Origin of the sequence: Sinomonas sp., assembly GCF_036848755.1 — a bacterium.
GTDB lineage: Bacteria > Actinomycetota > Actinomycetes > Actinomycetales > Micrococcaceae > Sinomonas.
The window spans coordinates 1-23,476 of the sequence record NZ_DAIUJO010000022.1; the positions used below are offsets into that span (position 1 = coordinate 1).

At 67.6% G+C, this 23,476-nt stretch carries 18 protein-coding genes and 1 pseudogene; 12 read left to right on the top strand and 7 right to left on the bottom strand.

Translation table 11 applies throughout. From position 1 onward, the window contains the following. Window positions 1–87: 87 nt before the first annotated feature. From V7053_RS05200 to V7053_RS05250, 11 genes are all read left to right on the top strand, one after another. Window positions 88–735 carry a bifunctional 4-hydroxy-2-oxoglutarate aldolase/2-dehydro-3-deoxy-phosphogluconate aldolase gene (locus V7053_RS05200; protein WP_334171207.1) on the top strand — a complete coding sequence of 216 codons (648 nt, stop codon included), beginning with the start codon at window positions 88–90 and terminating at the stop codon, window positions 733–735. Continuing rightward, complete coding sequence (locus V7053_RS05205; protein ID WP_334171208.1) at window positions 732–1,289, top strand: AAA family ATPase; 558 nt, start codon at window positions 732–734, stop codon at window positions 1,287–1,289. Before V7053_RS05200 ends, V7053_RS05205 begins: the two co-directional genes overlap by 4 nt. Before the next feature lie 714 nt (window positions 1,290–2,003). Further along, window positions 2,004–3,035, top strand: a complete 1,032-nt coding sequence (locus V7053_RS05210) for a LacI family DNA-binding transcriptional regulator (protein ID WP_334171238.1) — start codon at window positions 2,004–2,006, stop codon at window positions 3,033–3,035. Window positions 3,036–3,191: 156 nt separating this feature from the next. Next, window positions 3,192–4,481, top strand: a complete 1,290-nt coding sequence (locus tag V7053_RS05215; protein ID WP_334171209.1) for a sugar ABC transporter substrate-binding protein — start codon at window positions 3,192–3,194, stop codon at window positions 4,479–4,481. 72 nt (window positions 4,482–4,553) lie between these two features. Further along, a complete protein-coding gene (locus V7053_RS05220; RefSeq protein WP_334171210.1) occupies window positions 4,554–5,525 on the top strand; it encodes a carbohydrate ABC transporter permease in 972 nt (323 codons plus the stop codon). A gap of 146 nt (window positions 5,526–5,671) precedes the next feature. Next, on the top strand, window positions 5,672–6,463 hold the full coding sequence (locus V7053_RS05225) for a carbohydrate ABC transporter permease (RefSeq protein WP_334171239.1): 792 nt from the start codon (window positions 5,672–5,674) through the stop codon (window positions 6,461–6,463). A gap of 72 nt (window positions 6,464–6,535) precedes the next feature. Next, window positions 6,536–8,065 (top strand): glycoside hydrolase family 32 protein, encoded by a 1,530-nt coding sequence (locus V7053_RS05230; protein ID WP_334171211.1) that lies wholly within the window; start codon window positions 6,536–6,538, stop codon window positions 8,063–8,065. Further along, on the top strand, window positions 8,062–9,531 hold the full coding sequence (locus V7053_RS05235; protein WP_334171212.1) for a hypothetical protein: 1,470 nt from the start codon (window positions 8,062–8,064) through the stop codon (window positions 9,529–9,531). Before V7053_RS05230 ends, V7053_RS05235 begins: the two co-directional genes overlap by 4 nt. Window positions 9,532–9,780: 249 nt before the next feature. Further along, window positions 9,781–10,158 carry a LacI family DNA-binding transcriptional regulator gene (locus V7053_RS05240; protein ID WP_334171213.1) on the top strand — a complete coding sequence of 126 codons (378 nt, stop codon included), beginning with the start codon at window positions 9,781–9,783 and terminating at the stop codon, window positions 10,156–10,158. Window positions 10,159–10,177: 19 nt separating this feature from the next. After that, window positions 10,178–11,044 (top strand): substrate-binding domain-containing protein, encoded by an 867-nt coding sequence (locus V7053_RS05245; protein WP_334171214.1) that lies wholly within the window; start codon window positions 10,178–10,180, stop codon window positions 11,042–11,044. A gap of 173 nt (window positions 11,045–11,217) precedes the next feature. Further along, on the top strand, window positions 11,218–12,579 hold the full coding sequence (locus tag V7053_RS05250) for a NosD domain-containing protein (RefSeq protein WP_334171215.1): 1,362 nt from the start codon (window positions 11,218–11,220) through the stop codon (window positions 12,577–12,579). 535 nt (window positions 12,580–13,114) lie between these two features. Here the strand turns inward: V7053_RS05250 and V7053_RS05255 are convergent. From V7053_RS05255 to V7053_RS05280, 6 genes and pseudogenes are all read right to left on the bottom strand, one after another. Then, window positions 13,115–14,455 carry a right-handed parallel beta-helix repeat-containing protein gene (locus V7053_RS05255; RefSeq protein WP_334171216.1) on the bottom strand — a complete coding sequence of 447 codons (1,341 nt, stop codon included), beginning with the start codon at window positions 14,453–14,455 and terminating at the stop codon, window positions 13,115–13,117. A gap of 19 nt (window positions 14,456–14,474) precedes the next feature. Then, entirely contained in the window at window positions 14,475–15,830 is a 1,356-nt protein-coding gene (locus V7053_RS05260) for a glycoside hydrolase family 32 protein (RefSeq protein ID WP_334171217.1), read from the bottom strand. 103 nt (window positions 15,831–15,933) lie between these two features. Further along, window positions 15,934–16,974 (bottom strand): LacI family DNA-binding transcriptional regulator, encoded by a 1,041-nt coding sequence (locus tag V7053_RS05265; protein WP_334171218.1) that lies wholly within the window; start codon window positions 16,972–16,974, stop codon window positions 15,934–15,936. A gap of 147 nt (window positions 16,975–17,121) precedes the next feature. Next, a pseudogene (locus tag V7053_RS05270) lies at window positions 17,122–17,989 on the bottom strand (carbohydrate ABC transporter permease). After that, window positions 17,965–18,852: a carbohydrate ABC transporter permease gene (locus V7053_RS05275; RefSeq protein ID WP_334171240.1), complete on the bottom strand. Its 888-nt coding sequence runs from the start codon at window positions 18,850–18,852 to the stop codon at window positions 17,965–17,967. The pseudogene V7053_RS05270 and the gene V7053_RS05275 overlap by 25 nt, the downstream one beginning before the upstream one ends. 62 nt (window positions 18,853–18,914) lie before the next feature. Next, window positions 18,915–20,183: an extracellular solute-binding protein gene (locus tag V7053_RS05280; RefSeq protein WP_334171219.1), complete on the bottom strand. Its 1,269-nt coding sequence runs from the start codon at window positions 20,181–20,183 to the stop codon at window positions 18,915–18,917. Window positions 20,184–20,561: 378 nt separating this feature from the next. Between V7053_RS05280 and V7053_RS05285 the strand changes: the two genes are divergently transcribed. Beyond that, complete coding sequence (locus V7053_RS05285; protein WP_334171220.1) at window positions 20,562–21,539, top strand: carbohydrate kinase family protein; 978 nt, start codon at window positions 20,562–20,564, stop codon at window positions 21,537–21,539. A 1,190-nt stretch (window positions 21,540–22,729) separates the two neighbouring features. On the opposite strand, the gene V7053_RS05290 is transcribed toward V7053_RS05285, so the two are convergent. Continuing rightward, a complete protein-coding gene (locus tag V7053_RS05290) occupies window positions 22,730–23,383 on the bottom strand; it encodes a TetR/AcrR family transcriptional regulator (RefSeq protein ID WP_334171221.1) in 654 nt (217 codons plus the stop codon). Window positions 23,384–23,476: the final 93 nt, after the last annotated feature.

Genomic DNA, 23,476 nt, shown 5'->3' on the forward strand with positions numbered 1-23,476 from the left:
TGAGATCGGTTGCTGAGATCGGTTGCATTCACCATAGGGACGGTGAGAGAGTCTTGTCAACGATCTTTTTCCACAGGAGGAACCCTGATGTTCACCAAGCTTCGGACACTGCGCACGATCGACGACTCCGGCGCGGTCCTCATCGTCCGCCTTCCCGATGGGGACACCGCCGAGCGCGTCGCGCACGCCGCGATCGAAGGCGGGTTCCGCGCGCTCGAGATCACCCTCTCCATCCCCGGCGCGGTCGACCTCGTCCGCCGGCTGGCCGACCAATACTCCCCGGAGGGCGTCGCGGTCGGGGCAGGGACAGTGCTCGACGGCCACGCCGCATACGAATGCATCCGCGCCGGCGCGGCGTTCCTGGTCAGCCCCCAACTCAACCCCGAGATGATCCGCGTCGCCAATCGCTACCAGGTCCCTACCATCAGCGGCGCGTCCACCCCGACAGAGCTGCTCGAGTCTGCAGAGGCGGGCGCGGACATCCTTAAGCTGTTTCCCACCCAAGGCGCGGGCATCCCCTACACCAAGGCCGTCCTCGCCCCCCTGGCGCACCTGCCGATCATGCCCGCCGGCGGCGTGACCACCGAAAACGTCGCCGACTGGTTCGCCGCCGGCGTCGCCGGCGTCGGAGTCGGCAGCGCCGTCACCAAGGCGTGGCAGCCCGACGGCGACTTCACCAGGGTCACCGCCGCCGCCCGCGAATTCCTGGCTGCTGTGCAGGACGCGCGCCGATGACCGGGCCGACCCTGCGCATCGTCATCGGCACCGCCGGATCCGGCAAGTCCACCATCGCCCAGAGCCTCGCCCGCGAGCACGCCGCGGCCTACCTCGACAAGGACGCGATGAGCGCCCGCTTCGTCGAGGCCGCCCTGACCGCCGCAGGCTACGACCCCGGAGACCGCGAATCGAACGCGTTCTACCTCGAGCGCATCCTGCCCCTCGAGTACGCCTCGCTCCTGGACGTCGCGGGCGCCAACCTCCGCCTCGGCCGCCCCGTGGTCATCGACGCCCCCTTCAGCCCGTACCTCTCCGACCCCGCCTTCATCACCGCCGCAGCGCAGCGCTTCCACTGGCCCCCGGTGGACGTCGAGGTGATCCGGGTCCAAGTCTCCCCCGCCACCCTCCGGCAGCGTCTTCGCGAACGCGGACTCGATCGCGACCGCTGGAAGCTCGCCCACTGGGACCAGTACTGGGCCGAGCACGGAGGACAGCCATGCGCCTGGGCCGGCGTCCGCCTGACCGAAATCAGCAACGATGCAAACGAACCTGAACTTTCCTTGGGAACCTAGCGCGGTCGGGATCCAGTCCTCTGCACAGGTGGCTGCAGGCGCAACGCGAAGGCACTCCACCCAAATGAACCCCGCCCGTGAGTTGCCGGACCCGTGCAGTGGGAGCCTGGCGGTTCGATAGACCCGGTCCCGATATTGCACCGGGCCGCTCCTACGAGCCCTGCGAGGTCCGTTCGGCGCTCCACCGCCAGACGCACGCGTCGACGACGACGGTGGGGGCCGCCTGTGCCGGCGAAGCTGCCGTGGCGGAAGAACCTTCCCCTGCGGTGGCCCACTGCCCCCTCCGCCACTTCGTTGTCCAGACGGGGCCTCCGTCCGAGGTGGGCCGGGCCCTTTCAAAGAAGCTGCCGGTCCAGCTCCAAGGACGACGAGAGCGCCGATGAACTGGCAACCACGGAACGGTCTAAGACATCGATGACCGGCGAGAGGCCCGCCTCACGACCACCACGCGTAACCCCGTCGCGTCCGGCCGATGCCGTTCGTTGTCCCACCCCACCGCTCCGCTCGCCTCCGCGGCGCCGCACTGCCCGCGCCGCGGAGCCCCCGCGCCGAACGGCATCCCCCTCCTCGGGCCGGCGGTGCGGGTCCTCGGCCGACTCTCCCTCGGGCGGGGCCGCAGGGGACGTGGAAGGAAGGCGGCTTGACAATGCAAAACGGTTTGCGTCAGACTGTGATGCACCGCATACAAAACGTTTTGGAAGCGAGGTGGAAGAGATGGGCAAGGTCGGCATCCGGGATGTGTCAAAGGCGGCGGGCGTGTCCGTCACCACCGTCTCGCATGCGCTGAGCGAGAACAACCAGTCCCGCGTCAGTCCCGAAACCCGCCAGCACGTCCGGGAGGTGGCCTCCCGGCTGGGCTACGCGCCGAACCGGCTGGCCAGCGGGCTCCGCAACCAGCGCTCGTACCTGCTCGGCCTCGTGAGCGACCAGATCGCGAGCACGCCGTTCGCCGGGGAGATGGTCCTGGGCGCTCAGGACGCCGCGTACGAGCGCGGCTGGGTGCTGATGCTCGTGGACAGCGGAGGGAACCGCGGCCTCGAGGAGCGCCAGCTCAACACCCTCCTGCAGCATCAGGTGGACGGCATCCTCTACGCGAAGATGTTCCACCAGGAGGTCCACGTGCCCGACGACGTCCGGAGCGGCACCCCCGTCGTGGTCCTCGACGGGTTCGACGCCGAGGGACGGTTCTCCTCGGTGGTGCCCGACGAGGCCGGGGCAGCACGGACCGCAGTGAAGGAGCTCACCGATGCCGGTCACCGCCGGATCGGCTTCATCAGCAACAACGACGACATCCCCGCCACCGCCGGGCGGCTCCAAGGCTATCGGGAAGGCCTCGCGGCGGCCGGAATCGAGTTCGACTCAGGGCTCGTGACGCGCGAGGCCCCCGGTGCCGCGGGGGGCAGGGCCGGGGCGGCGAAGCTCCTCGGCCTCGCCGACGCCCCGACGGCCCTGTTCTGCTTCCACGATCAGCAGGCCCTGGGAGCGTACGAAGTCGCGGGGCGGCTCGGCCTGAGCATCCCCGAGGACCTCTCCGTTGTCAGCATCGACAACTTCGAGATCATCGCAGACGGACTCTGGCCCGGGCTGACGTCCGTCGCCCTTCCCCACTACGAGATGGGCCGGTGGGCGGTAGCCCGGCTCCTGGACGAGATCGAGGATCCGCACCCTTCCGGCGAACCGCTGCACCACAGATCGGACTGCCCCATCGTGCGGCGAGGGTCCGTCGCGCCACCCCGACCGGCCTGAGCCCGGCACTGAATGTGCTCCCCCACGGAGTCAATCCGGTTCCCGCGTGGGCCGGGTGCGGCTGCTGCAACAGCCGCACCCGCAAACAGGAGCCACCATCCCATCCCCATCCATCACGGAATTCGACCGAATCCGAACAACAGAAGGAAGAAGCGCATGAAGACAGCGCTCAAGCGGCTCCTGGCTGCCAGTGTAGCCGCGGCGGCCATCGGCGGAAGCCTCGCTGCCTGCGGTTCAAGCAGCGGTTCCGGCGATGGTGCCAACGGCACCCTCACCCTCTGGACCCACAACGCCGGCAACGCAGCCGAGCTCGCGGCCGACCAGTCGATCGTCGACGCCTACAACTCGTCGCAGAGCAAGGTCAAGATCAAGGTCCAGGCCTTCCCGCAGGACTCCTACAACAACTCCGTGGTCGCCGCGGCAGCCGCGCACAAGCTTCCCTGCATCGTGGACATGGACGAGCCCAACGTGGCCAACTGGGCCTGGTCGAAGTACCTCACGCCGCTGAACCTCAGTGCCGACCTCTCGCAGAACCTGCCCTCGACGGTGGGCAAGTGGAACGGCCAGACCTACGCCGTGGGCCTCTACGACGTCTCCCTGGCAATGTTCGCCCGCAAGTCCGACCTCCAGGCGGCCGGCGTCCGGATCCCTACCGTCGAGAAGCCGTGGACCAAGGACGAATTCGACGCCGCCCTGGCCAAGCTCAAGGCGCTGGGCAAGTGGACGACGCCGCTCGACCTCGGCACCGCGGGCACCGGCGAGTGGCTCCCATACGGGTACTCGCCGCTCCTGCAGTCCTTCGGCGGCGACCTGATCAACCGCAACGACTACCAGAGCGCCGACGGCGCCCTCAACGGCGACAAGGCCGTGGCATGGGCGCAGTGGTTCCGCGGGCTCGTCACGCAGGGGTACATGGCGCAGAAGAGCGGCCAGGACTCGACCAAGGACTTCCTCAACGGCAAGAGCGCGATCCTCTACACCGGCTCCTGGGCCGCCGACGACGCCCGCAAGGCCCTCGGAGACGACCTCGTCGTCCTCCCGCCCCCGGACCTCGGCACCGGGCCGAAGATCGGCGGCGGGTCCTGGCAGTGGGGCGTGACGAGCGGCTGCCAGAACACCCAGGCCGCCGAGGACTTCCTCTCCTACATGCTCAAGCCCGAGAACGTCGCCAAGGTCGCCACGGCCACCGGCACCATCCCTGCCACCTCCTCCGCCGCGGCCCTCATGCCTGCCTACGCTCCCAACGGCGCCGACAGCATCTTCCGCGAATTCTCCAAGGACTACGCCGTGATGCGTCCCGAGACACCGGCGTATCCGTTCATCGCGACCGAGTTCGGCAAGGCGGTCCAGGACATCCTCGCTGGCGGTGACCCCAAGTCGACGCTCGACAAGGCCACCAAGGACATCGACGACAACATCAAGTCGAACAACGGCTACAAGAGCTGACTCCCCGCGGGGGCGCCGCCCTCTGCGCGGCCCCCCCGCCATCCATCGCCCTTCGCCACGACTGGAACTCCCATGACTGCCAATCACCTCATCCAAGCCTCCCGGCCGCGCAGGCCTTCCCAATCCCCGAAACCCAGCGAGGCCAAGTCGGGCTCCCGCCGCTCGGGCGCCGTCCGCCGCCGTGAGGAGCGGGTCGGCTGGGCCATGCTCGGCCCGGCCGTCCTGCTGCTCATACTCTTCGTATTCATCCCGGCCCTCCTGGCATTCGGCCTCGCGTTCACGAACGCCCGCCTGCTCGCACCCTATGCACCCTCGTTCGTGGGCATGGACAACTTCGTCCGCCTCTTCCAGGACGAGACGTTCTGGCACTCGCTGCTCAACGTCGCCTACTTCGCCGTCGTCGTCGTCCCGGTGCAGTCCGCCGTCGCCCTCGGGATGGCCCTGCTGGTGAACGTCAAAGTACGCGGGGTCAACTTCTTCCGCACCCTGTACTTCCTCCCGGTCGTCACCTCCATGGTCGTCGTGTCGCTGCTGTGGCTGTTCATGTACCAGCAGAACGGCCTGCTCAACGAGATCATCGCCAAGGCAACGTTCGGGGCCATCCACGGCCCCGACTGGCTCAACAACCCCTCGACCGCGATGCCGGCGATCATCCTCATGTCCGTGTGGCAGGCCGCCGGCTTCCACATGATCATCTGGCTCTCGGGCCTGCAGACCATCCCTGGCGACATCTACGAGGCCGCCGCGATCGACGGGGTGAGCGGCTGGCAGCGCTTCAGGTTCATCACCTGGCCGAGCCTGCGGCCCACCCGGAACCTCATCCTCGTCACCATCACCATCCAAGCGCTGAGCCTGTTCACCCAGGTCAACGTCATGACCCAGGGCGGACCGCTCGATTCGACGAGCACGATCGTCTACCAGGCCGTCCAGACCGGATTCCAGCAGCAGGAGACCTCGTACGCGTCGGCGATCTCGCTGGTGTTCTTCGTCCTGGTGCTCATGGTCTCCGGCATCCAGCGCTACCTGACCCGAGAGAAGCCCTGACCATGGCCACCGTCCAACTCGACTCCAGCTCCCACGTCCTCCGCTCCCGCAAGTCCGCCACCCGCGGCCTGCGCTCCGGGACGGGAATCGGCGGATGGATCCTGCGCATCGCCCTCGGCATCGTCTTCAGCTTCCCGCTGCTGTTCATGTTCGTCTCCTCGCTCAAGCCCGACCAGCAGATCTTCGGCGACCTGTCCTCGATCGCGGCCTTCCTGCCCGTGGGGCACCTCTCGATGGACAACTACGCAGCCGTCTTCGACCGCGTCCCCGCCGCGCGCTTCCTCGTGAACTCGATCGGGATCTCGGTCGTGACGGTCGTGCTCGGCGTGTTCATCAACTCGATGGCCGCGTTCGCCCTCTCCCGCATGCGGGTCCGGGGCAAGGCCGTCATCCTCACGCTCATCATCGCCACCCTCATCGTCCCGTTCGAGACCCTCGCCCTGCCGCTCGTGTGGTGGGTCAACCAGCTCCCGTGGCTCCAGCTCGACGGCTTCCACCTCATACTCACCACCGGCTGGCTCGACACCTACAGGGTCCAGATCCTGCCGTTCGTCGCGAACGCGTTCTCGATCTACCTGTTCCATCAGTACTTCGAGTCGATCCCGAAAGAGCTCGACGAGGCCGCCCGCATGGACGGCGCCGGCTGGTTCGCCATCTACCGGCGGGTCGTCATGCCGCTCTCCGGCCCGGCGATCGCCACGGTCGCGATCCTCACCTTCCTCCCGGCCTGGAACTCCTACCTCTGGCCCCTCATGGTCGTCCAGAGCGAGCAGCTCCGCCCGGTCATGATCGGCGTGCAGTACTTCTTCCAGCTCAACGTCTCCTGGGGCCAGGTCATGGCCTACACGTCCATCATCACGCTCCCGGTCGTGGCGCTGTTCGTCGCCTTCCAGCGCTCCTTCGTGAACAGCATCGCCGCCAGCGGGGTCAAGGGATGAGGGCCGTCCCCCTCCCCTGGCACCCCTGCAGGCCGGCCCGGCCGACCTGCCCCACTGGAACAGAGCGAGTCGATGACCTCCACCCCTGATGCACCCGCGCGCGAGCTCTACCGCCCGCGCCTGCACTACACGCCGGCCGAGAACTGGATGAACGACCCCAACGGGCTGCTCTTCCACCGCGGCGTCTACCACCTCTTCTACCAGCACAACCCGTACGGCACCGACTGGGGCAACATGTCCTGGGGCCACGCCACCTCCACCGACCTGCTCACGTGGGCCGAGCAGCCCGTCGCAATCCACTGCGACCGCGAGGAGGCCATCTTCTCCGGCAGCGCGGTCGTCGACGAGCGCAACACGGCCGGGTTCGGCGACGGCTCCACGCCGCCCCTGGTCGCCATCTACACCAGCGCCTACACGGGCTCCTCGGCGCGGCCGGGAATCCAGGCGCAGTCCCTCGCCTACAGCCTCGACGAGGGCCGGACCTGGACCAAGCACGCGGGCAACCCCGTGCTGGACCGCGGCTCCGCTGACTTCCGCGACCCCAAGGTCTTCTGGTACGACGGCCCAGCGGGCGCCTACTGGGTCATGGTCGCAGTCGAGGCCGCAGAGCGGCGCGCCGTGCTCTACAGGTCGGCGAACCTCACCGAGTGGGAGTACCTGAGCGACTTCCGCTCCGAAACCCCGGGCGTGGCCCTGTGGGAGTGTCCGGACCTCTTCGAGCTCCCCGTGGACGGCGACCACACGCGCACGGCCTGGGTCCTGCTCATGAGCGTCAACCCCGGCGGGGTCGCCGGGGGGTCGGGCATGCGGTACTTCATCGGCGAGTTCGACGGCGTCCGCTTCACCCAGGGCACGAGCGCAGCTGAGGGAACGGACGACGGCGAGGCGCACCGTGTCCGCGACGGCTGGCTCGACTGGGGGCGGGACTACTACGCCGCGGTCTCGTTCAACGGGCTCCCGCATCGGCGCGTCACCATCGCGTGGATGAGCAACTGGGAATACGCCGCCGCGACCCCAACCGGAGCGTGGCGCAGCGCGATGTCGCTCCCACGCGAGCTCTCCCTCCGCACGGTCGAGGGCGAACTGCGTCTCGTCCAGGCGCCCATCGCCCCGGCGGCAGCGTCCGCGACCCAGGCCGCCGACGCGGTCGGCCCAGCCCTTTCTGCTCGGCGCACACGCCTGGCCTGCGTGCCGCTGGGCGAGGCACGGCGAGTCAGGGTCGCCGCTCCGCCCCTGACGCACGGCAGCTTCGGACTGCGGTTCGCCACGGACGGCTGCGACGAGGCCTCGGTCGTCGTCGACACCGGCGCGGGCGAGGTGCGGCTGGACCGTCGTTCCTCGGGCCTTGCGGACTTCCACGATCTCTTCGCATCCGTGGAGCGCGCGCCACTCGAGGCGCCCGGGGGGCGGATCGAGCTCGAGGTCTACCTCGACGCGTGCTCGCTCGAGGTCTTCATCCAGGGCGGACTCGCCACCATCACCGATCTGGTCTTCCCTCGGGGCGAGAACACGTCCATCGAGTTCTTCGCGGACGCCGAGGTTGCCGTGGACGAGCTCGAGGTGGCCGCCCTGGACGGCCCGGCGCGCTCGAGGCGCGCATGAGGGCCGGGGCGCCCGCTCCGGTCCCGCTGGATGCCACCATCGGGCGGCAGCTCCTCCTCGACGACCATGTGCTCGCCGAGTCCACCCTGGTCCGCGAGTGGGCTGTCCCGGCCCCGCACCCGCTCAACCCGCTCCTCCGCCCCGAGACGCGCCGGGACCTCAACGGCGGCAGGTGTCCCGTCGCGGCACCCTTCGACGACGGCATCATGCACGACCCTGGTACGGGCGAATGGCGGGTCTGGTACATGTCCGGATGGTTCGACCGGACTGCCACCCGCACCTCGCCCGACGGCATCGACTGGCATTCCAGCCCTCCCGAGGAGCTCACCGGAATCGACCACGAGCGCAACGGCCACATCCTCCAACGCGACGGCACGAGCATCTGCCGGGACCCGGTCGGAGGCGGCTACAGGATGCTGCGCTGGGTGCGGGAGCGCACCGCCTCCTTCGCCCCGGACGATCTCCCCGCGCACGGCACACCGGTCCTCTGGGAAGGCGGAGAAACGTACTCTTCCCCGGATGGGCGGGCTTGGCGCTCCGAGGGGCTCTCGGGCCCCTGCGGCGACAACACAACCTTCTTCTACGACCCCTTCCGCGGACACTGGGTGTTCAGCCTGCGGACGCACCTCGGCCCCTTCGGACGAGGACGGGGCTGGCACAGCGGTCCCGGCTTCCCGGCCGCCTCGTCCTGGGAAGCACGAGACGTCCTGCCATGGGTCGGCAGCCATGGCCTCGCCACAGGCCCCGCCGTCGGCGACCTCCCTGCCAGCCAGATATACAAGGTGAGCTGCATGGCGTACGAGAGTGCCCTGCTGGGCGTCTTCGCCGTCTACCGTGGCCCCAGCAACGACTACGCGGAGGCCCACGGCACGGTGAAGGTGATAGACCTCTACCTCGGCATCTCCCGCGACGGCTACCACTTCACGGTGGCGCCGGAGCCCCTGCTCTCGTCCTCCGTGCAGCCCGGCGCCTGGGACGCCGGCTACCTCCACATGGTCAACGGGGGGATCCTGCCCGTCGGCGAGGACACCAGAGTCTACTACACAGGTTTCTCAGGCATCTCGCCAGAACTCGGCCACCACATGTACGCAGGCGGCTCGATGGGCCTGGCGACCCTGCGCAGGGACGGATTCTGCTCCCTCACCCCAGGCCCATCCGGGCAGGGCCGCGCCAAAACGCGGCCGCTGAACGTGGAAGGCAGCCACCTCTACATCAATGCGGTCACAGCCAGCGGCAGCATCACCATCCATGTGGGCGGCGTCACTTCCGGACACGCCAGCAGCCACACCGTCCCCGCCGGAATCGACTGCACGCGCCTCGCGATCCCGCTGACCGAGCAATTCCATCGCAATCAGACCGTGCAGGTCGAATTCCACCTCAAAGGCGATGCCCGGCTCTTTTCCTTCTGGATTGGCGACCCCGATGGCCAAAGCCGAGGGTACAGCGCAAGCGGCCAATTGCTCTGAATCTGCAAATAGATTCCAAAAGCCGAGGAGGTAGCCGGTGCGAATTGTGGCGACGCTCGCTACCCACGCCTGGGAGGTCGCGCTCGGCCTGCCAGGAGAGCGGAAATCTCCCAGACCTCCTCAATGGTCAAGCGGCCACTGTCGCCCTCATGCACGCCCGCGCACTCACCCGCCTGTCAGGGCGCGCCAGGTGCCTGCGTCCTGGAGCCCATGGGGGTCGGATCAGAAAGGGCAGCCGAGTGATTCGCCGTGCGTGAGTACGATGTGATCGTGCCGCCCCCGGAGACCAGGTCCCCCAAGCCCACGATGTGGGACGTGGGCAGGATGGCCGGCGTCTCGCAGAGCACCGTCTCCCATGTGGTGAACCGGACGGGGAAGATCCCCGAGGAGACCGAGGAGCGGGTTCGCGCCGCCATCCGCGAGCTCGGGTACCGCCCGAACGAGACCGCGCTCAACCTGCGCCTGAAGCGCAGCCACACGATCGGATTGGTGACCGACGCCATCGCCTCATCGCCGTTCGCAGGCCGTGTGCTGCGCGGAGCCCAGGAGTTCGCGTGGGAGCGCGGCTACCTCCTGCTGCTCGTCGATGCGCACGACGATCCCACGATCGAGTCGGCCGCCGTTTGATACCCTGCTCTCCCGCCAGGTGGACTGCCTGCTGTACGCGGCGATGCACTGGCAGGGAGTCGACGCACCGACCGGCTTCACCAAGCTCCCCTCGCTGCTCGTGAACGCGTGGCCCTTGGGTCCACGGAAGATAGCTGCCATCGTTCGGGCCGAGGCCGAAGGCGGCCGGCTTGCCGCGGAGGCGGCCATCAAGCCCGGGCATCGGAGGATCGCCTTCCTCGGCGGCCCCCGGGACGACCCAGCGCGCATCGAGCGTGAGGCTGGCTTCCGGAAGGCAATGGCCGAAGCCCGCCTGCCAGTCGACGAGCAATGGGTGCTGTCCGGAGACTACCGCATCGGCGGCGGCCACGCCTTGGCCCGCCTGCTCCTGGGAAGGGCCCAGCCGCCCACCGCCCTCATCTGCGGCAACGACCGCATGGCTGTCGGCGCGATCGCTGCCGCCCTCGAACAGGGACTGCGGGTCCCGGAGGACCTCTCCATCGTCGGCTACGACGACCAGGAGGACCTGGCCGACCAGATCACCCCTGCCCTCACCACTGTCGCCATCCCCACTACGAGATGGGACGGACCGCAGTCGAGCACCTCCTGGACGCACTCGCCTCCGGCAAGCCCCCTGTTGGCGCGACAGTGCCCAGGTCCCTCGTCCTCCGCGAGTCGGTGGCTCCTCCGCCGGCGCTCTGAGCCCGCCCGGGGCGCCACCGCTCCCGGGCCCGCTTCCTTCTTGCCGGGCGTGCATTTGTCCCAGCCTCCCCTCCAACGGGCCCCCAAGGGCTCCAGCGCCGAAGGCAGTGCCTTAGAACCTTCGAACGCGGATGTCGCAAGAAGGACAAATTGCCAAAATGCGCAGTCAATTTTGGCGTTGACATCGCTGGATACTGGCGAATAGCCTTTTCAAGTCGGCCGCGCAAACCGTTTTGGCTCTGGTCTTCTGCTTTAGCGGCTCAATGCACCGGGCTTTCCGCTGGCGGATTCGCACGCAGCCATTGAGAATTCGCCATCTTCCGCATTGCGCCGAAGCAATCTGCATTGACTCATAATATTCCGTACAGAGGAGAAGAAATGGCAGCTGGAAGAACATTCGACGTCTCCGGCCCCAGCCGTCGTCGGCTCGTAGGGGCTGGGGCGGTCGGGGCAGCAGGAACCCTCGCCGCAGCGCTGACCCTTGGGGCATCGCAGAAGGCGAGCGCTGCCGAGGGGCCGGCGGGAGGGGCCTTCAGCTCGCCGAACACCTACGACGTGACGGCCTGGAGGATCACGGCGCAGCCGACGGTGACGGCCCAATCGGACATAGGCGCGGTCATCAACGACATCATCGCCGACATCAAGAAGCGCCAGGCCGACCCGAACGCCCGCCCCGGGGCGGTCATCGTCATCCCGCCCGGCGACTACGACCTGAAGACCCGAGTAGTCGTGGACGTGAGCTACCTGACGATCGCCGGGTTCGGGCACGGTTTCTTCTCCCGCAGCATCATGGACAACTCCGACACCACGGGGTGGCAGAACCTCCAGCCAGGGGGCAGCCACGTCCGGATCCTCACGTCCCCGGCCACCCCGCAGGCGTTCCTCGTCAAGCGGGGCGGGAATCCGCGGCTCTCTGGCGTGGTGTTCCGGGACTTCTGCCTCGACGGGGTCGACTTCACCCCGGCCGAGAACAGCTACCGCAACGGCAAGACGGGCATCGAGGTCGCCTCGGACAATGACTCCTTCCATTTCACAGGGATGGGGTTCGTGTACCTCGAGCACGGCCTGGTCGTGCACGGGGCTGACTCTCTGCGGGTCAACGACAATGTGATCGCCGAGTGCGGGAACTGCCTCGAGCTCACCGGGGCGGGCCAGGCGACCTTGGTGGCAGGGAACGAGATGGGCGCCGGCCCCGAGGGGGTCACGATCTACGCCGAGAACCACGAAGGCCTCCTGATCACCGGCAACAACGTCTTCCCCCGCGGCCGCAGCCTCATCGAGCTCAGCGGCTGCAACAGGTGCTCGGTCACCGGCAACCGGCTGCAGGGGTTCTATCCTGGGATGCTGCGCCTGCTGGACAACTGCAAGGAGAACCTCGTCACGGCCAACCACCTCCGCCGCACCAACGAGGGGTACCCGCCCTTCATCGGCCGCGGGAACGGCCTCGACGACCTCTACGGCGTGGTCCATGTCCTCGGGGACAACAACCTCGTCTCGGACAATCTCTTCGCCTACAACGTGCCCCCGGCAAACATCACCCCCGCAGGCGCCCAGCCGACCCAGATCCTCCTCGCCGGCGGCGACGCGAACGTCGTCGCACTCAACCACGTGGTCAGCGATGTCCCGTCCCAGCACGTCGTCCTGGACTCGTCGACCACCAACTCAAAGGTCATGGACAGCGGCGCCGCCTCACAGATCACCTCCTACAGCACCAGCGTGGCCATCCGCCCCACCCCCTAGCCGCCACACCGAGAGGTGGCCCGGGACCCTCCGGGCCGCCACTCCCTGCGGCCCCCACAGCCAGCCCACCCGGGCCAGCTCCGTCTTCACCGTGGAGGTGAGCGATGCTGTTCCCACGGACTGATCGCCGAGCGCGACCTCAGTGCTGCCCGCCGCTGATGTTCCCACCCCAAATCATCGTCGGCGGTCGGTGGCTGTGCGCCCCGGGGACCGCCCGCCCACGATGGGCCTGATTCGGCCGGGGACAGGACGACCGGCAATTCCCGGAACCGGCCCCAGGATCAACGCGCCCAGGCTGCCGCCGGCCCCGTGCGGGAATCCGCACGTTGAGAACGAGGAAGCGTGCAAGGGTCCGAGGAAGCGCGCCGCGGCTATGACGACGTCGAGCGGTCCTCCGACGTCGCCGAACACGGTCGCGGGGGCTCGCCACCCTTTGCCACGGATCGGGGACGCCGAACCCTGCCGGGCTTCGCGACTCGGTGCGGTCCTCGTCTGGCCACGGCATAGTTGCCATGGTCTGTACAAGGCACCCGTCCTAGAGGCCGACCGTGGGCGTGGCCCGGATGGCGTTGACGGTCCGGTCTGCGATGACCTGGGCGTCGCTTCCGGTATCGAGGATCGTATTCCGAGTCGATGCGGGATCGACCTGGACGGCGGTGACGGCGAGGACGTCCGAAGCCCCGGTCGTCAGCAGGGCGTCCACCTGGGCCGAGAAGGCGGAGTCGCTGGACTTGGCGTGGACGTCCATCGCCACCACGTGGTTGCTGGAGACGAAGTTTCCGGCCCCCACCGTCAGCCGTATGACGACAGGCCTTGCACCAGTGGGCCGGATGCTCTGCGCGTCGATGACCTCGGAGAAGTGGTTGCCGATGACAGAGTTGTTGCTGCCGTCGACACTGAGGAGTCCGTTGAGGTCGTCCAGTCCGTTGTCGACTCCCAGGAAGGGCGTCCAGGGCTCGTGGTCGCGCAGGAAGTGGTTCGTGGCCACGAGGTTCTCCGAGCTGTTCCCTGCCAGGATCACCATCCCGGGGTAGAACGAGTGCAGGCGGTTGTTGGTGACGCTTGAACGCGTGACGCCCTCGAGCCGGACGCTGCTCGCGCCGCGGGGGAAGACGTTGTTCGCGGTGATCAGGAGGCCGCCGTGGTTCTGGGCGTAGATCGAGTGGCCCTTGAATCCGGCCCCGACCAGGTTGTCGGTGATCTTCGACGCCTGTCCCCACCCGCGCAGCTCGATGCAGCTTCCGCATTCGGCGATGAAGTTGTCGTGGACCGAGAGTGCGTCCGCGTTATAGATGGTGAGGGCATTCTCGAGATAGACGAATCCCATGCCGTTGATCCGGAACGAGTCGTTGGCATTCGCGACGAAGATGCCGGTCTTGCCGTTGGCGTAGGTGTTCTCCGGGTGCAATCCCGAGCCGTCCGGGGTGAAGTGCATCCCGTCGATGCAGAAGTTCGAGAACTCGACCGAGCTGATCCGCGGGCTCCCGCTGCGTTCGACGTAGAACGCTGCTCCCTTGGATTCCTCCGCGTCTGTGCTGGGGGGAATGTCGACGAGGATGCGGCTCCCCCCGGGCCACAGCTCGTGCAGGTCGGGCCATTCCTCCTCCGGGACGTTGAACCGGATGCTTGAGGACGTGAAGCCGTGTCCCGAGCCCTGGATCCTGAGGAAGCTGACATCGATCACGACCTGCGTGCGGAGGCGGTAGTCACCGGGCGGAATGTAGATCACCGCGCCCGGCTTTCCCCCGCTGTCCGCATCGGCGACGTCCTGCCGGTCCTTGATGTCGGCGATCATGCTGTTGATGACCTCGCCCACGTCCTTGGACGGGTCGCCGACGGGCCATGCAGTCACGTCGTAGTAGTTGTTCCCTGACATGGGTCCTTCCCTTTCCGTTTCAGCCGAGGGGGTACGCGGTGCCTGCGGCGTCCCGAGCGGCGAGCGTGGTGTCGCCCTGCCGGGGTGCCGGGAACGCCAGGGCGCCGAAGGAGCCGATGATCTCCACGACGGGCCCGTCGACGACGACTCTCACCGGGCCGTTGCAGGGCACCGACCACTGCCCGAGGTCACAGGTCGCCGTCAGGATGGCACCCTGAGGGTCTAGGGTTCGAGGGTCTGGGGTTCGCTGGAGCCGGAAGACGTTCCGGCTCCCCTCCTCGAGGCAGAGGCTTCCCCCATGCGACCAATCGACATCGAACGCCCCGCCCACGGCGATCCCCTGCTCCGGGAGTGCGGCCAGCGGCCGTCCGGGCCCACGGCGCCCCTCCAGGCTGGCCGGGAGGCGGATCTCGAGCCGGTCCCCGACGAGCACGAGCCGGTGGGGCAGGCTGTGCGCTCCGGCCCACCCCGCGCCCGCGTCCGAGACGTGCCGGAGCCAGTAGACGATCCCCGGGCTGGCGTCCTTGTCGCGGTACGCCGCCCCCGCATAGTAGGAGGGGCCATAGGTGAGACGGCGCCAGGGGCCCTCCGCGACGAAGCGCCCCTCGACGATGTCGCCGAGGGCGTAGGCCTCGTAGTGCGGGCGCACCGGCTCCCAGACGGAGACGAGCAACGCCCACTTCTCCCCGACGCGCACGGCCTGGGGGCACTCCCAGACCGAGCCCGTCCACACGCCGTCGGTCTCGCTGCTGTGGCGGGAGGCGAAGACGCCGTCGTAGCGCCACGCGGAAAGGTCCTGGGAGGCCCAGGCGTAGGCCAGCGCAGTCCCGTCGGGGCGGCCGGAGCCGATGATCATCCGCCAGCAGTTCCCGTCGTGGAAGACCATCGGGTCCCGGAACGCCACGGACTCCTCGCCGGCAGGGAGCTCGGCGACGACGGGGCCCTTCACCCAGCCTTCCCAGGTGGTGCCGCTGCCCGGGGCCGGCCGCGCTGTGCGGGCTCTGCCGATCGCGTCGTCCTCGACGGAGGTGTAGAACATGGTGCCCTCTCCGTCGGGACCGACGGCGATGCTGCCGGACCAACAGCCCCGGTCGCCCTCTCCCGGTTCGAGCGCAACCGGCCCGGTCTCCCATTCCAGGAGGTCCTCGGAGGTGGCGTGGCCCCACCGGCACTGCGGGGCCCAGTCGGTGGCTCCGGGGACGTGCTGGTAGAAGAGGTGGTAGGTGCCCCCGTGGAAGGTCAGCCCCAGGGGATCGTTGATCCATCCCGAGGGGGAGGTGAAGTGGAACGCCGGGCGAGAGGCCTGCTCTCTTGTCCCGCTGCCCTGGTCCAGGGCGGCGGCGGGGCTCTCGTCTGTCGCGGAGTGCTGTGGCATGTCGTCTCTTCCGTGAATCGTTTCGCTCCGGTGGGCAGGAGGCCTGCCCGGGGGCGCTGGCTCTGGTGCGGGAGCGCCTGGTCGGCGTCCCGCTCGTCTGGTTCTAGGGCTCCCGGGCTGGGGCGACCGAGTCGCGGGGCACGAGCGGGCAGGGCAGCCGGACGGGCTCGAAGGGGCCAGCGGCGGGGCGGTCGCTGCCCTCGGCGAGCATCTCCGCAGCGGTCTCCAGCGCCCAGGCCCCCATCTCGTAGTGGGGCAGGGCGACGGTGGTCAGGCCGGGGAACAGGTTCGCGGCGATGATCTCCTGGTTGTCGAAACCGACGACCGAGAGGTCCTCGGGGATCTTCAGGCCGAGCTCACGGGCTGCCCGGTAGGCGCCCATCGCCATGCGGTCGTTGTAGCAGAACAGGGCCGTCGGCTCGGAGCGGGCCAGGACCTCCTTGGCAAGCTCATACGCCTCGGCTGGTTCCGAGACCGATTCCCCGACGAGCTTCTCCTCGTACGGGATGCCGTACTCGGCGAGGACCTTGCGGTAGCCGGCGAGGCGGCCGCGGGTGGCGGGGACGTCGTCGTCGTTGTTCAGGAAGGCGATGCGGCGGTGGCCCGCCTCGGCCAGGTGCCGGACCGCGGCGACGGCCCCGCCGCCCTCGTCCGGAACGACGGAGGGGAGTCGGCCGGTCCCGTCGGTCGCGTCGATGAGGACGGCGGGCAGGTCGGAGAGGTTCGGGGGGAGGGAGATCTTCCGGTGGTACATGGTGGCGTAGAGGATGGCGTCGACCTGCCGGTCGATGAGCGCCTGGACGTCGGCCCGGTGCGCCTCGGCGCTGTTGCCCCGATCGGCGCTGACGATCACCAAGGTCAGCCCATGGGCGCGGGCCGCCTCCTGGGCGCCGAGGATGATCCGGCCCGCATGCGGGGTCGTGGCGATCTCCTCGCTGAGCAGGCCGACGAGCCCGGACCTGCGGGTGCGCAGGGCCTGGGCCACTCTGTTCGGGCCATAGCCCAGGGTCTGTGCCGCCTCCCGCACGCGGTTCCTCGTCTCCTCCGCGACCCGGGTGTGCGGGGTCTCGTTCAGCACGTGGGAGACGGTCGTGACCGAGACCCCCGCCAGCTTCGCCACGTCCCGGATGCCCACGGCCTTCACCTTGTTCCCCTCCCCCGATTTCCCATCAGATCACACCACTCGTCCCAGAGGACTGGCTAGGGGGAGCCCGTCGAGCGGGCCGTCAAGGCGCCAGAAGTCCATGGTGCGCGTCGTTCCTTCCAGAGGTTGTGTGGGCGCGTCGGGGCTTCAGCCCTTGACCGCGCCCAGGGTGAGTCCGGCGACGATGTGCCGCTGGAGGAGGAGTGTCAGGAGGATCACCGGGACCGAGTAGACGACCGCCAGGGCGGTCATCGATCCCCAGTCGAGGCCGAACTGGGTCTGGAAGTTGGCGATCACTACGGGGGTGGTCTGGGCCCGCACCGAGGTCAGCAGCAGGGCGAAGAGGAACTCGTTCCAAGAGGCCAGGAACGCGAAGATCGCCGTCACTGCCACGCCGCCGGAGGTGACGGGGATCACGACGCGCCACAGCGCGCCCAGGCGCGAGCATCCGTCGATCTTTGCCGCCTCCTCGAGTTCGGCCGGGACCGCTTCGAAGAAGCTCGACATGAGCCAGATCGACAGCGGCAGGGAGATCGTCGTGTGGGCGATGGCCAGGGCGACCGAGGTGTCCGACAGCCCCAGGTTGTGGAAGATGCCGATCATCGGCACGCCAATCACGATCGGGGGCACCATCCTGGTCACGAGCGCCGCAACGATGAAGAACCGGCCTGTGCGGGTCTTGTATCTCACGACCGCGTACGCCGCCGGCAGCGCCAGCACCAGGGAGATCAGGGTGCTCAGGGTGGCGGTGACGATGCTGTTGATGAAGGATGCGAGGACGCCGTCCCGGGAGAGGGCGGAGACGTAGTTCGCGACCGTCCATTCGCTGGGCAGCAGCCTCGGGGGCACGGAGATGGTCTCAAGCGGGGTCTTCAGGGAGGTCAGCAGCATGTAGACGAAGGGGAACCCGTACAGCACCACCACAGCGACGAGGATGATCCACAGGATCGACTTCGAGCTCAGCTTGCGGACTTCGAGTCCGTTCATGGTTCAGTCCTCGCTTCCGGGGCGCCAGATGGACAGGATGGCGACGATGGCCACGGCCAGCATGACGACCAGGTAGACGGTGCCCATGGCGCTGGCCAGGCCCGGGTCTCCGAAGCGGACCATCGTCTGGTAGATCAGCAGCGACAGTGTCTGGGTGCTGGACTCGGGACCGCCGTTGGTCTGGATGAGGATGACGTCGAAGGCACGGGCCGCGTCGATGCCGCGCACGATCAGGGCCACGGCGATGACCGGGCGCAGCAGCGGCAGCAGGATCCGGAACAGGATCGTCGGGTAGCGGGCGCCGTCGATCCGTGCGGCCTCCACGACGTCGCCGGGGATGTTCTGCAGCCCTGCGAAGAGCACGAGGGTGATGAAGGAGGTGGTGAGCCAGATGTCCGGGATGGCGACCGAGAACAGAGCGATGCTCGGGTTGGACAGCCACTGGATGTCCGTGCTCGCGTGCAGGATCCCGACTCTGGTCAGGAGGTCGTTGACGATGCCGAAGTTGTCGATCAACAGGAACCGCCACAGCAGGCCCGCCACGATCGGGGCGATCATGAGCGGGTAGAGGAACACCGTGCGGAAGACCCGGGACGCGTTCCCCAGCGCAGTGAAGACCAGCGCCACGGCCAGGCCGAGGACGAACTCGAAGGTCACGACGATGGCCGCGTAGGCGGCTGTCCGCCAGGCGGAGTTGAGGAAGTCCGCGTCCTGGAAGAGGCGGACGTAGTTGCCGAAGCCGACAAACTGGCGCGGACCGCCGGCGAACGGGCTGATCTTGAAGAACCCGTCCCAGACGAACTGCACAAGCGGCCAGCCGATGAAGATGGCGAGGAACGCCGCCGCGGGAAGCATCAGAAGCGCTGCGAAGCGGCGGTCCGCCAGGCGGATCCTGGACTTTCTTCCGGAGGGCTGGCGCGGGTGGCCGGTGAGGCCCCCCGCGCGGTCCGCCACTACTTGACTAGCGATTGGACCTGCTCCTTCGCGGCGTTCAGGAGGGCCTGGTCATCGGCCCCCGACTGAAGCGACTTCTGGATCATCGGGACAAGGACGGTGTCCACGATCTGCTGCCACTTGGGCGTTGCCGGCCGCGGGATCGTGGCCGGGGCGTTGAGGGTGTCGACGAGGGGCTTGTAGTTCTCGTAGCCGGCCTGGTTCTCGTACTTTGCGAAGGCCGACTTCCGGGCAACCAGTCCCAGCGAGCTCGTCGCCGCGAGCTCGTTGTGGTCGTAGGCGAACTTCACGAAGTCCGTCGCTGCCTGCTGCTGCTTGCCCGCCTTCGGCACAGTCAGATACCAAGCGCCAGGGACGCCTGCCACACCGCCAGGGCCTGCGATCATCTGGGCGACCCCGACCTTGCCGCTGACCGGGGAGTCCTTGGGGATCTGCCGGTACTCGTGCGCCCAGAACAGCGACATGGCCGTCTTGCCCTGGTTGAACAGGTTCTGCGCGGCGGCCCAGTCGACCTGGGTTGCCCCCGGAGGGGCGTACTTGGCCAGGCTGTCGTCGAACTGGAGTGCCTTGAGGCTGTCGGCGTCGCCCAGGGAGACCTGCGAGCCGTCGGCGTTCGTCACCATGGTCTTCTCCCCGGTCTGGGAGAGCATCGCGAGGTATTCCGTCTCGACGGCGCCCTTGACGTCGGTGCCGTACATGCCGCCCTTGGTGAAGAACGCTGCCGCGTCCTGGTACTGCTGCCAGGTCGTGGGCGGCTTCAGCTCGTACCCGTACTTTGTCTTGAACGCGGCCTGGTTGGCCGGATCGTTGAAGAGGTCCTTGCGGTAGTACAGGATCTCCGAGTTGGTCCACACCGGCATCCCGACATACGTGCCGCCGATGTTGGCCTCCTGGACCAGGGCCGGGAACAGGTCGCCCTTCACGCTGTCGGTGAAGAGGCTGTCCAACGGCGCCACCGCGTCCTTGAAGGTAGGCATCCAGACCGAGTCCATCGCGGCGACGTCGAAGGAGACGCTGCCCGAGGTGAGCTCGCTGTTGAGCCTGTTGTACAGGCCGTCGTACGGCAGTTCGACGAAGGAGACCTTTGTGCCCGTCTCCTTGGTGTACTCGTCCGCGATCGGCTGGAGCTCGGCGTGGCCGCCGGCCTCCACGAGCACGGTGATGTTTTTGCCGGACGACGACGTGCTGCCGCCGACGCCGCAGCCGCCCAGTGCGAGGGCGGTGACCGCGGCGGCCGATGCCGCCACGGCGAGTTTCCTACGAAGCATCCTCACTCCGAATCTTCCTGTATGCAGGTGCACTGCTCTGTGGGTGTGCCAGGGATGGAACGTCTTGCGAAAACGTCTTGGCAAAACGTCTTGGCATCGACGATAGGTCTGCTTCGTGGTGGCCGTCAACGGGCCTCCGGTGCCAAAATCCTTTGGCAGACGGCCAAAGGATTTTGGCACCCGAGAGGCCCGCCCGGGCCCCCCGACCCCGCCCGGGCGGGCCCCGGTCCATACTCCCCCGCCGACCGCCCCGGACCCCCCGCACGCCATCCCGCCCCACCTCGGACCCCGGGAGAGAGCGTGCCCCCTCCCAGAGCCAGGAGCCACTTTGAGGCCACTCCCCTGCCCCCCTGCCAAGTCCCCCACCTCGGCACGTCCATGATGCGACTCGTCCAAACCCGCCCCGACGAGGTCCTGGTCGTCGGGGAGGCCCTCGTCGACATCATCCCCTGCGCCCACGGGACCGAAGAGCACCCCGGCGGCTCCCCTGCGAACGTCGCCCTCGGCCTCGCCCGGCTCGGCGCGCCCACATCCTTCCTCACGGCAATTGCCCGCGATCCCCGAGGCGAGGCGATCGCCTCGAGGCTGGGCGCCGACAACGTCAGGCTGCTCCCCGAATCCTGGTCCGCGGTCCGCACTGCCACGGCCGAGGCCGAGATACGGGCCGACGGATCCGCGGCCTACAGCTTCGACATCGAATGGGCCCTCCCAGAGAACATTGAGCTCCCCGCCGCACGCCACCTCCACATCGGCTCCATCTCGGCCTTCTTGCATCCCGGCGCGGACCGGGTCCAGCAGATCGCCCGGACGCTGCGCGAGGCGGGAGCGACCGTCAGCCTCGACCCGAACATCCGCCCAGCCCTGACCGGAGACCCGGAACCGGCGCAGATGCGCTTCCAGCGGCTCGCCGCACTCGCCCACCTGGTCAAGCTCAGCGACGAGGATGCCGCCTTCCTCTACCCCGACCTCGCGCCCACGCAGGCCGTCCGTGCCATCGGGCTGCTGGGGCCCGTGGTGGCCCTCACACGAGGCCAGGCGGGGTCGCTCCTCTACGCCGGCAGGGACATCATCGAGGTCGGGCCCGTGCCCACCGCCGTATCGGACACGGTCGGCGCAGGCGACAGCTACATGTCGGCCCTCCTCTGGGCCCTTCTCCGCCGCATCGGCTGGCCATTCGAACCCGGAGACGACCACGAGCTGGCCGCGGCCGGCGCCTTCGCCGCTGCCGCTGCAGCGATAACCGTCAGCCGGAGAGGAGCGCAGCCGCCCACGCTGCACGAGATCAACAAGCCCGTCGCGGTTGGCCCAGGCCCCCGCTCCAACGTCGGGGGGCACGGGTCCTCCGCCCGCCAGTGAGAGCGGGGGCAAGGGAGCGCGACGGGAATCACCCATTCGATTCTTCGGCGCGACCTCAACCGGGCGGTCGGGGCGTCGAGCGTCAGAAATGGGCTCGACGCTCGATGGGCCACGGCTCGCGCCGGACGGCCCCATTCACGTTGTGGACCGTATCGTCTCCCTCTTTCGGCGAGCATGGCGTCCTAGGGTGGACCTCAATGCGTCAAGGGTCCCGGGCCAATTAGGGCCGCCGGGACGCTCTTCGCCGCAGTTCCGCTCAGAAGTCTCGGAATGATGCCGCCCTACCCTTCAAGTCCACGCCGCTGAAGGAATGGAGTCAGTTCAGTCCGTCTAGGTTGCAATCCAATCCGGTCAGTATGTCCTTCAACGGTGCAGCGGGAATCGTCAGAGGATTCTGAGGTTAGTTTTGGGCTCAGGAGTCAGTTTGCACTTCTCCTCGGCTGACAAACCTTGCAGTCCTTGCCTGCTGGCAAAATCCTAGGTGCGCCCCGAACATAAAGGAATGAGTAGTGGTCCAGAATCAATCAAGAAACCGGCGAATTCCAGGGGCACAGACCATGAACGGAGATTCTTGCTCCGCAGTAATGTTCCGCAGGAGCACTTGGTAAGAAAACACTGCAGCCTACCTGGAAGACTTCCGAGTAGGCAGCCGATATATCGCATATGAGGTCCGGCGGTTTTGTCTAGACCTATTTCTCGCGCCCCAGCACAGGAGCCAGATTCACACGCTGGGCAGTCGCCGATGGGCTATGTGGGCCAGCTTTGGAGAAGCAGGCGCCGACACCACCCGGGTCCACACGAATAGTTCTGAATAGCGAAAGTGAGCGGAGTATCTGCAAGAACTTGCAGATACTCCGCTCACTTTCGGCAGATAGGTCCCCGGACATGCAGCTAAACTGCCATCTCACAAAACTGCTCGTAGATTGGCACGCAACTTGGTGCTTGAGACAAGGAGGCGGACCAGTCATTCCGGGGCTTCCGTCGCCGCCCAGCGGCTCGGTTCTGTCATCGAAGATGGTCCATTTCTAGGCCGAGCCGACCGCAAGACCATCGGGCACGAATGCCCCTTTGCGAATCCTCCACCGGACGGGGCACTATCGGTCAGGGCTCGTCTGAAGGCTTGGCAGCCCTGAAGGAGATCGCGCTGCGCGGCACCTGGATTTTTGTAGACCTGCATCGATCATCGGCGGCTATTGAACCCGGGGTGAGGCGGTGCCGGGAGAGGTCTCGAAGGTCTGGACGTATTCGATCGCGGCCCGAAGGGCGTCTCTCAGCGGAGTCGTGTTCCGCTGTACCTGGGAGAGGAGCATGCCGCCCTGGAACGCGGAGAGCAGCAGGTTGGCCAGACGGGAGGGATCGGCGTCGACACTGATGCGGCCGAGTTTCTGCATGCGCTGGAGACCGTCGCGGAAGATGTCCCTCCACTGGTCGAACGCATTCGCGAGCTCATCGTGGACGTCGAGGTCGGTCTTGATGATCTCGCTCGCGAGGGACCCGAGGGTGCAGCCTTCCTGATGGGCGCGCTCGAAGCCGACATAGAAGTCCGCCCACTCCCGCAACGCGTCCAGGCTGTCGAAGCTGGCGAACCGGTCACTGCGATGGAACGAGAGGACTCGCTCCGCACGCCATTCGATCACCGCCAGGACGAGGCTCTCCTTGGTCGGGAAGTAGTGGTTGAGCTGGGACCCGCTGACGCCGGCGGCCCGTCGGAGCTGCTCATTGTTCGTCGCATGGACACCGTTGGTGTAGATGAGCTCGGCAGCCTGCTCCAGGATCCGCTCGCGCGTCGCCTGCCCCTTGTCGGTGAGCCTCCGAGGCTCTCGGATCTCCGCACTGGCTTTCATACTCCGATCATAGACTAAAACTGGGCTTGACAGCCCACTCTCGGCGGTGCTTAATGGAATAACTGGGCTGGCAAGCCCAAAAATTGGATCCAT

Coding starts and splice junctions, on each gene's coding strand:
- V7053_RS05215 (WP_334171209.1), top strand. CDS start 3,192: ATGAAGACAGCGCTCAAGCGGCTCCTGGCTGCCAGTGTAGCCGCGGCG.
- V7053_RS05225 (WP_334171239.1), top strand. CDS start 5,672: ATGTTCGTCTCCTCGCTCAAGCCCGACCAGCAGATCTTCGGCGACCTG.
- V7053_RS05290 (WP_334171221.1), bottom strand. CDS start 23,383: ATGAAAGCCAGTGCGGAGATCCGAGAGCCTCGGAGGCTCACCGACAAG.
- V7053_RS05255 (WP_334171216.1), bottom strand. CDS start 14,455: ATGTCAGGGAACAACTACTACGACGTGACTGCATGGCCCGTCGGCGAC.
- V7053_RS05285 (WP_334171220.1), top strand. CDS start 20,562: ATGATGCGACTCGTCCAAACCCGCCCCGACGAGGTCCTGGTCGTCGGG.
- V7053_RS05230 (WP_334171211.1), top strand. CDS start 6,536: ATGACCTCCACCCCTGATGCACCCGCGCGCGAGCTCTACCGCCCGCGC.
- V7053_RS05280 (WP_334171219.1), bottom strand. CDS start 20,183: ATGCTTCGTAGGAAACTCGCCGTGGCGGCATCGGCCGCCGCGGTCACC.
- V7053_RS05260 (WP_334171217.1), bottom strand. CDS start 15,830: ATGCCACAGCACTCCGCGACAGACGAGAGCCCCGCCGCCGCCCTGGAC.
- V7053_RS05235 (WP_334171212.1), top strand. CDS start 8,062: ATGAGGGCCGGGGCGCCCGCTCCGGTCCCGCTGGATGCCACCATCGGG.
- V7053_RS05220 (WP_334171210.1), top strand. CDS start 4,554: ATGACTGCCAATCACCTCATCCAAGCCTCCCGGCCGCGCAGGCCTTCC.
- V7053_RS05200 (WP_334171207.1), top strand. CDS start 88: ATGTTCACCAAGCTTCGGACACTGCGCACGATCGACGACTCCGGCGCG.
- V7053_RS05210 (WP_334171238.1), top strand. CDS start 2,004: ATGGGCAAGGTCGGCATCCGGGATGTGTCAAAGGCGGCGGGCGTGTCC.
- V7053_RS05250 (WP_334171215.1), top strand. CDS start 11,218: ATGGCAGCTGGAAGAACATTCGACGTCTCCGGCCCCAGCCGTCGTCGG.
- V7053_RS05205 (WP_334171208.1), top strand. CDS start 732: ATGACCGGGCCGACCCTGCGCATCGTCATCGGCACCGCCGGATCCGGC.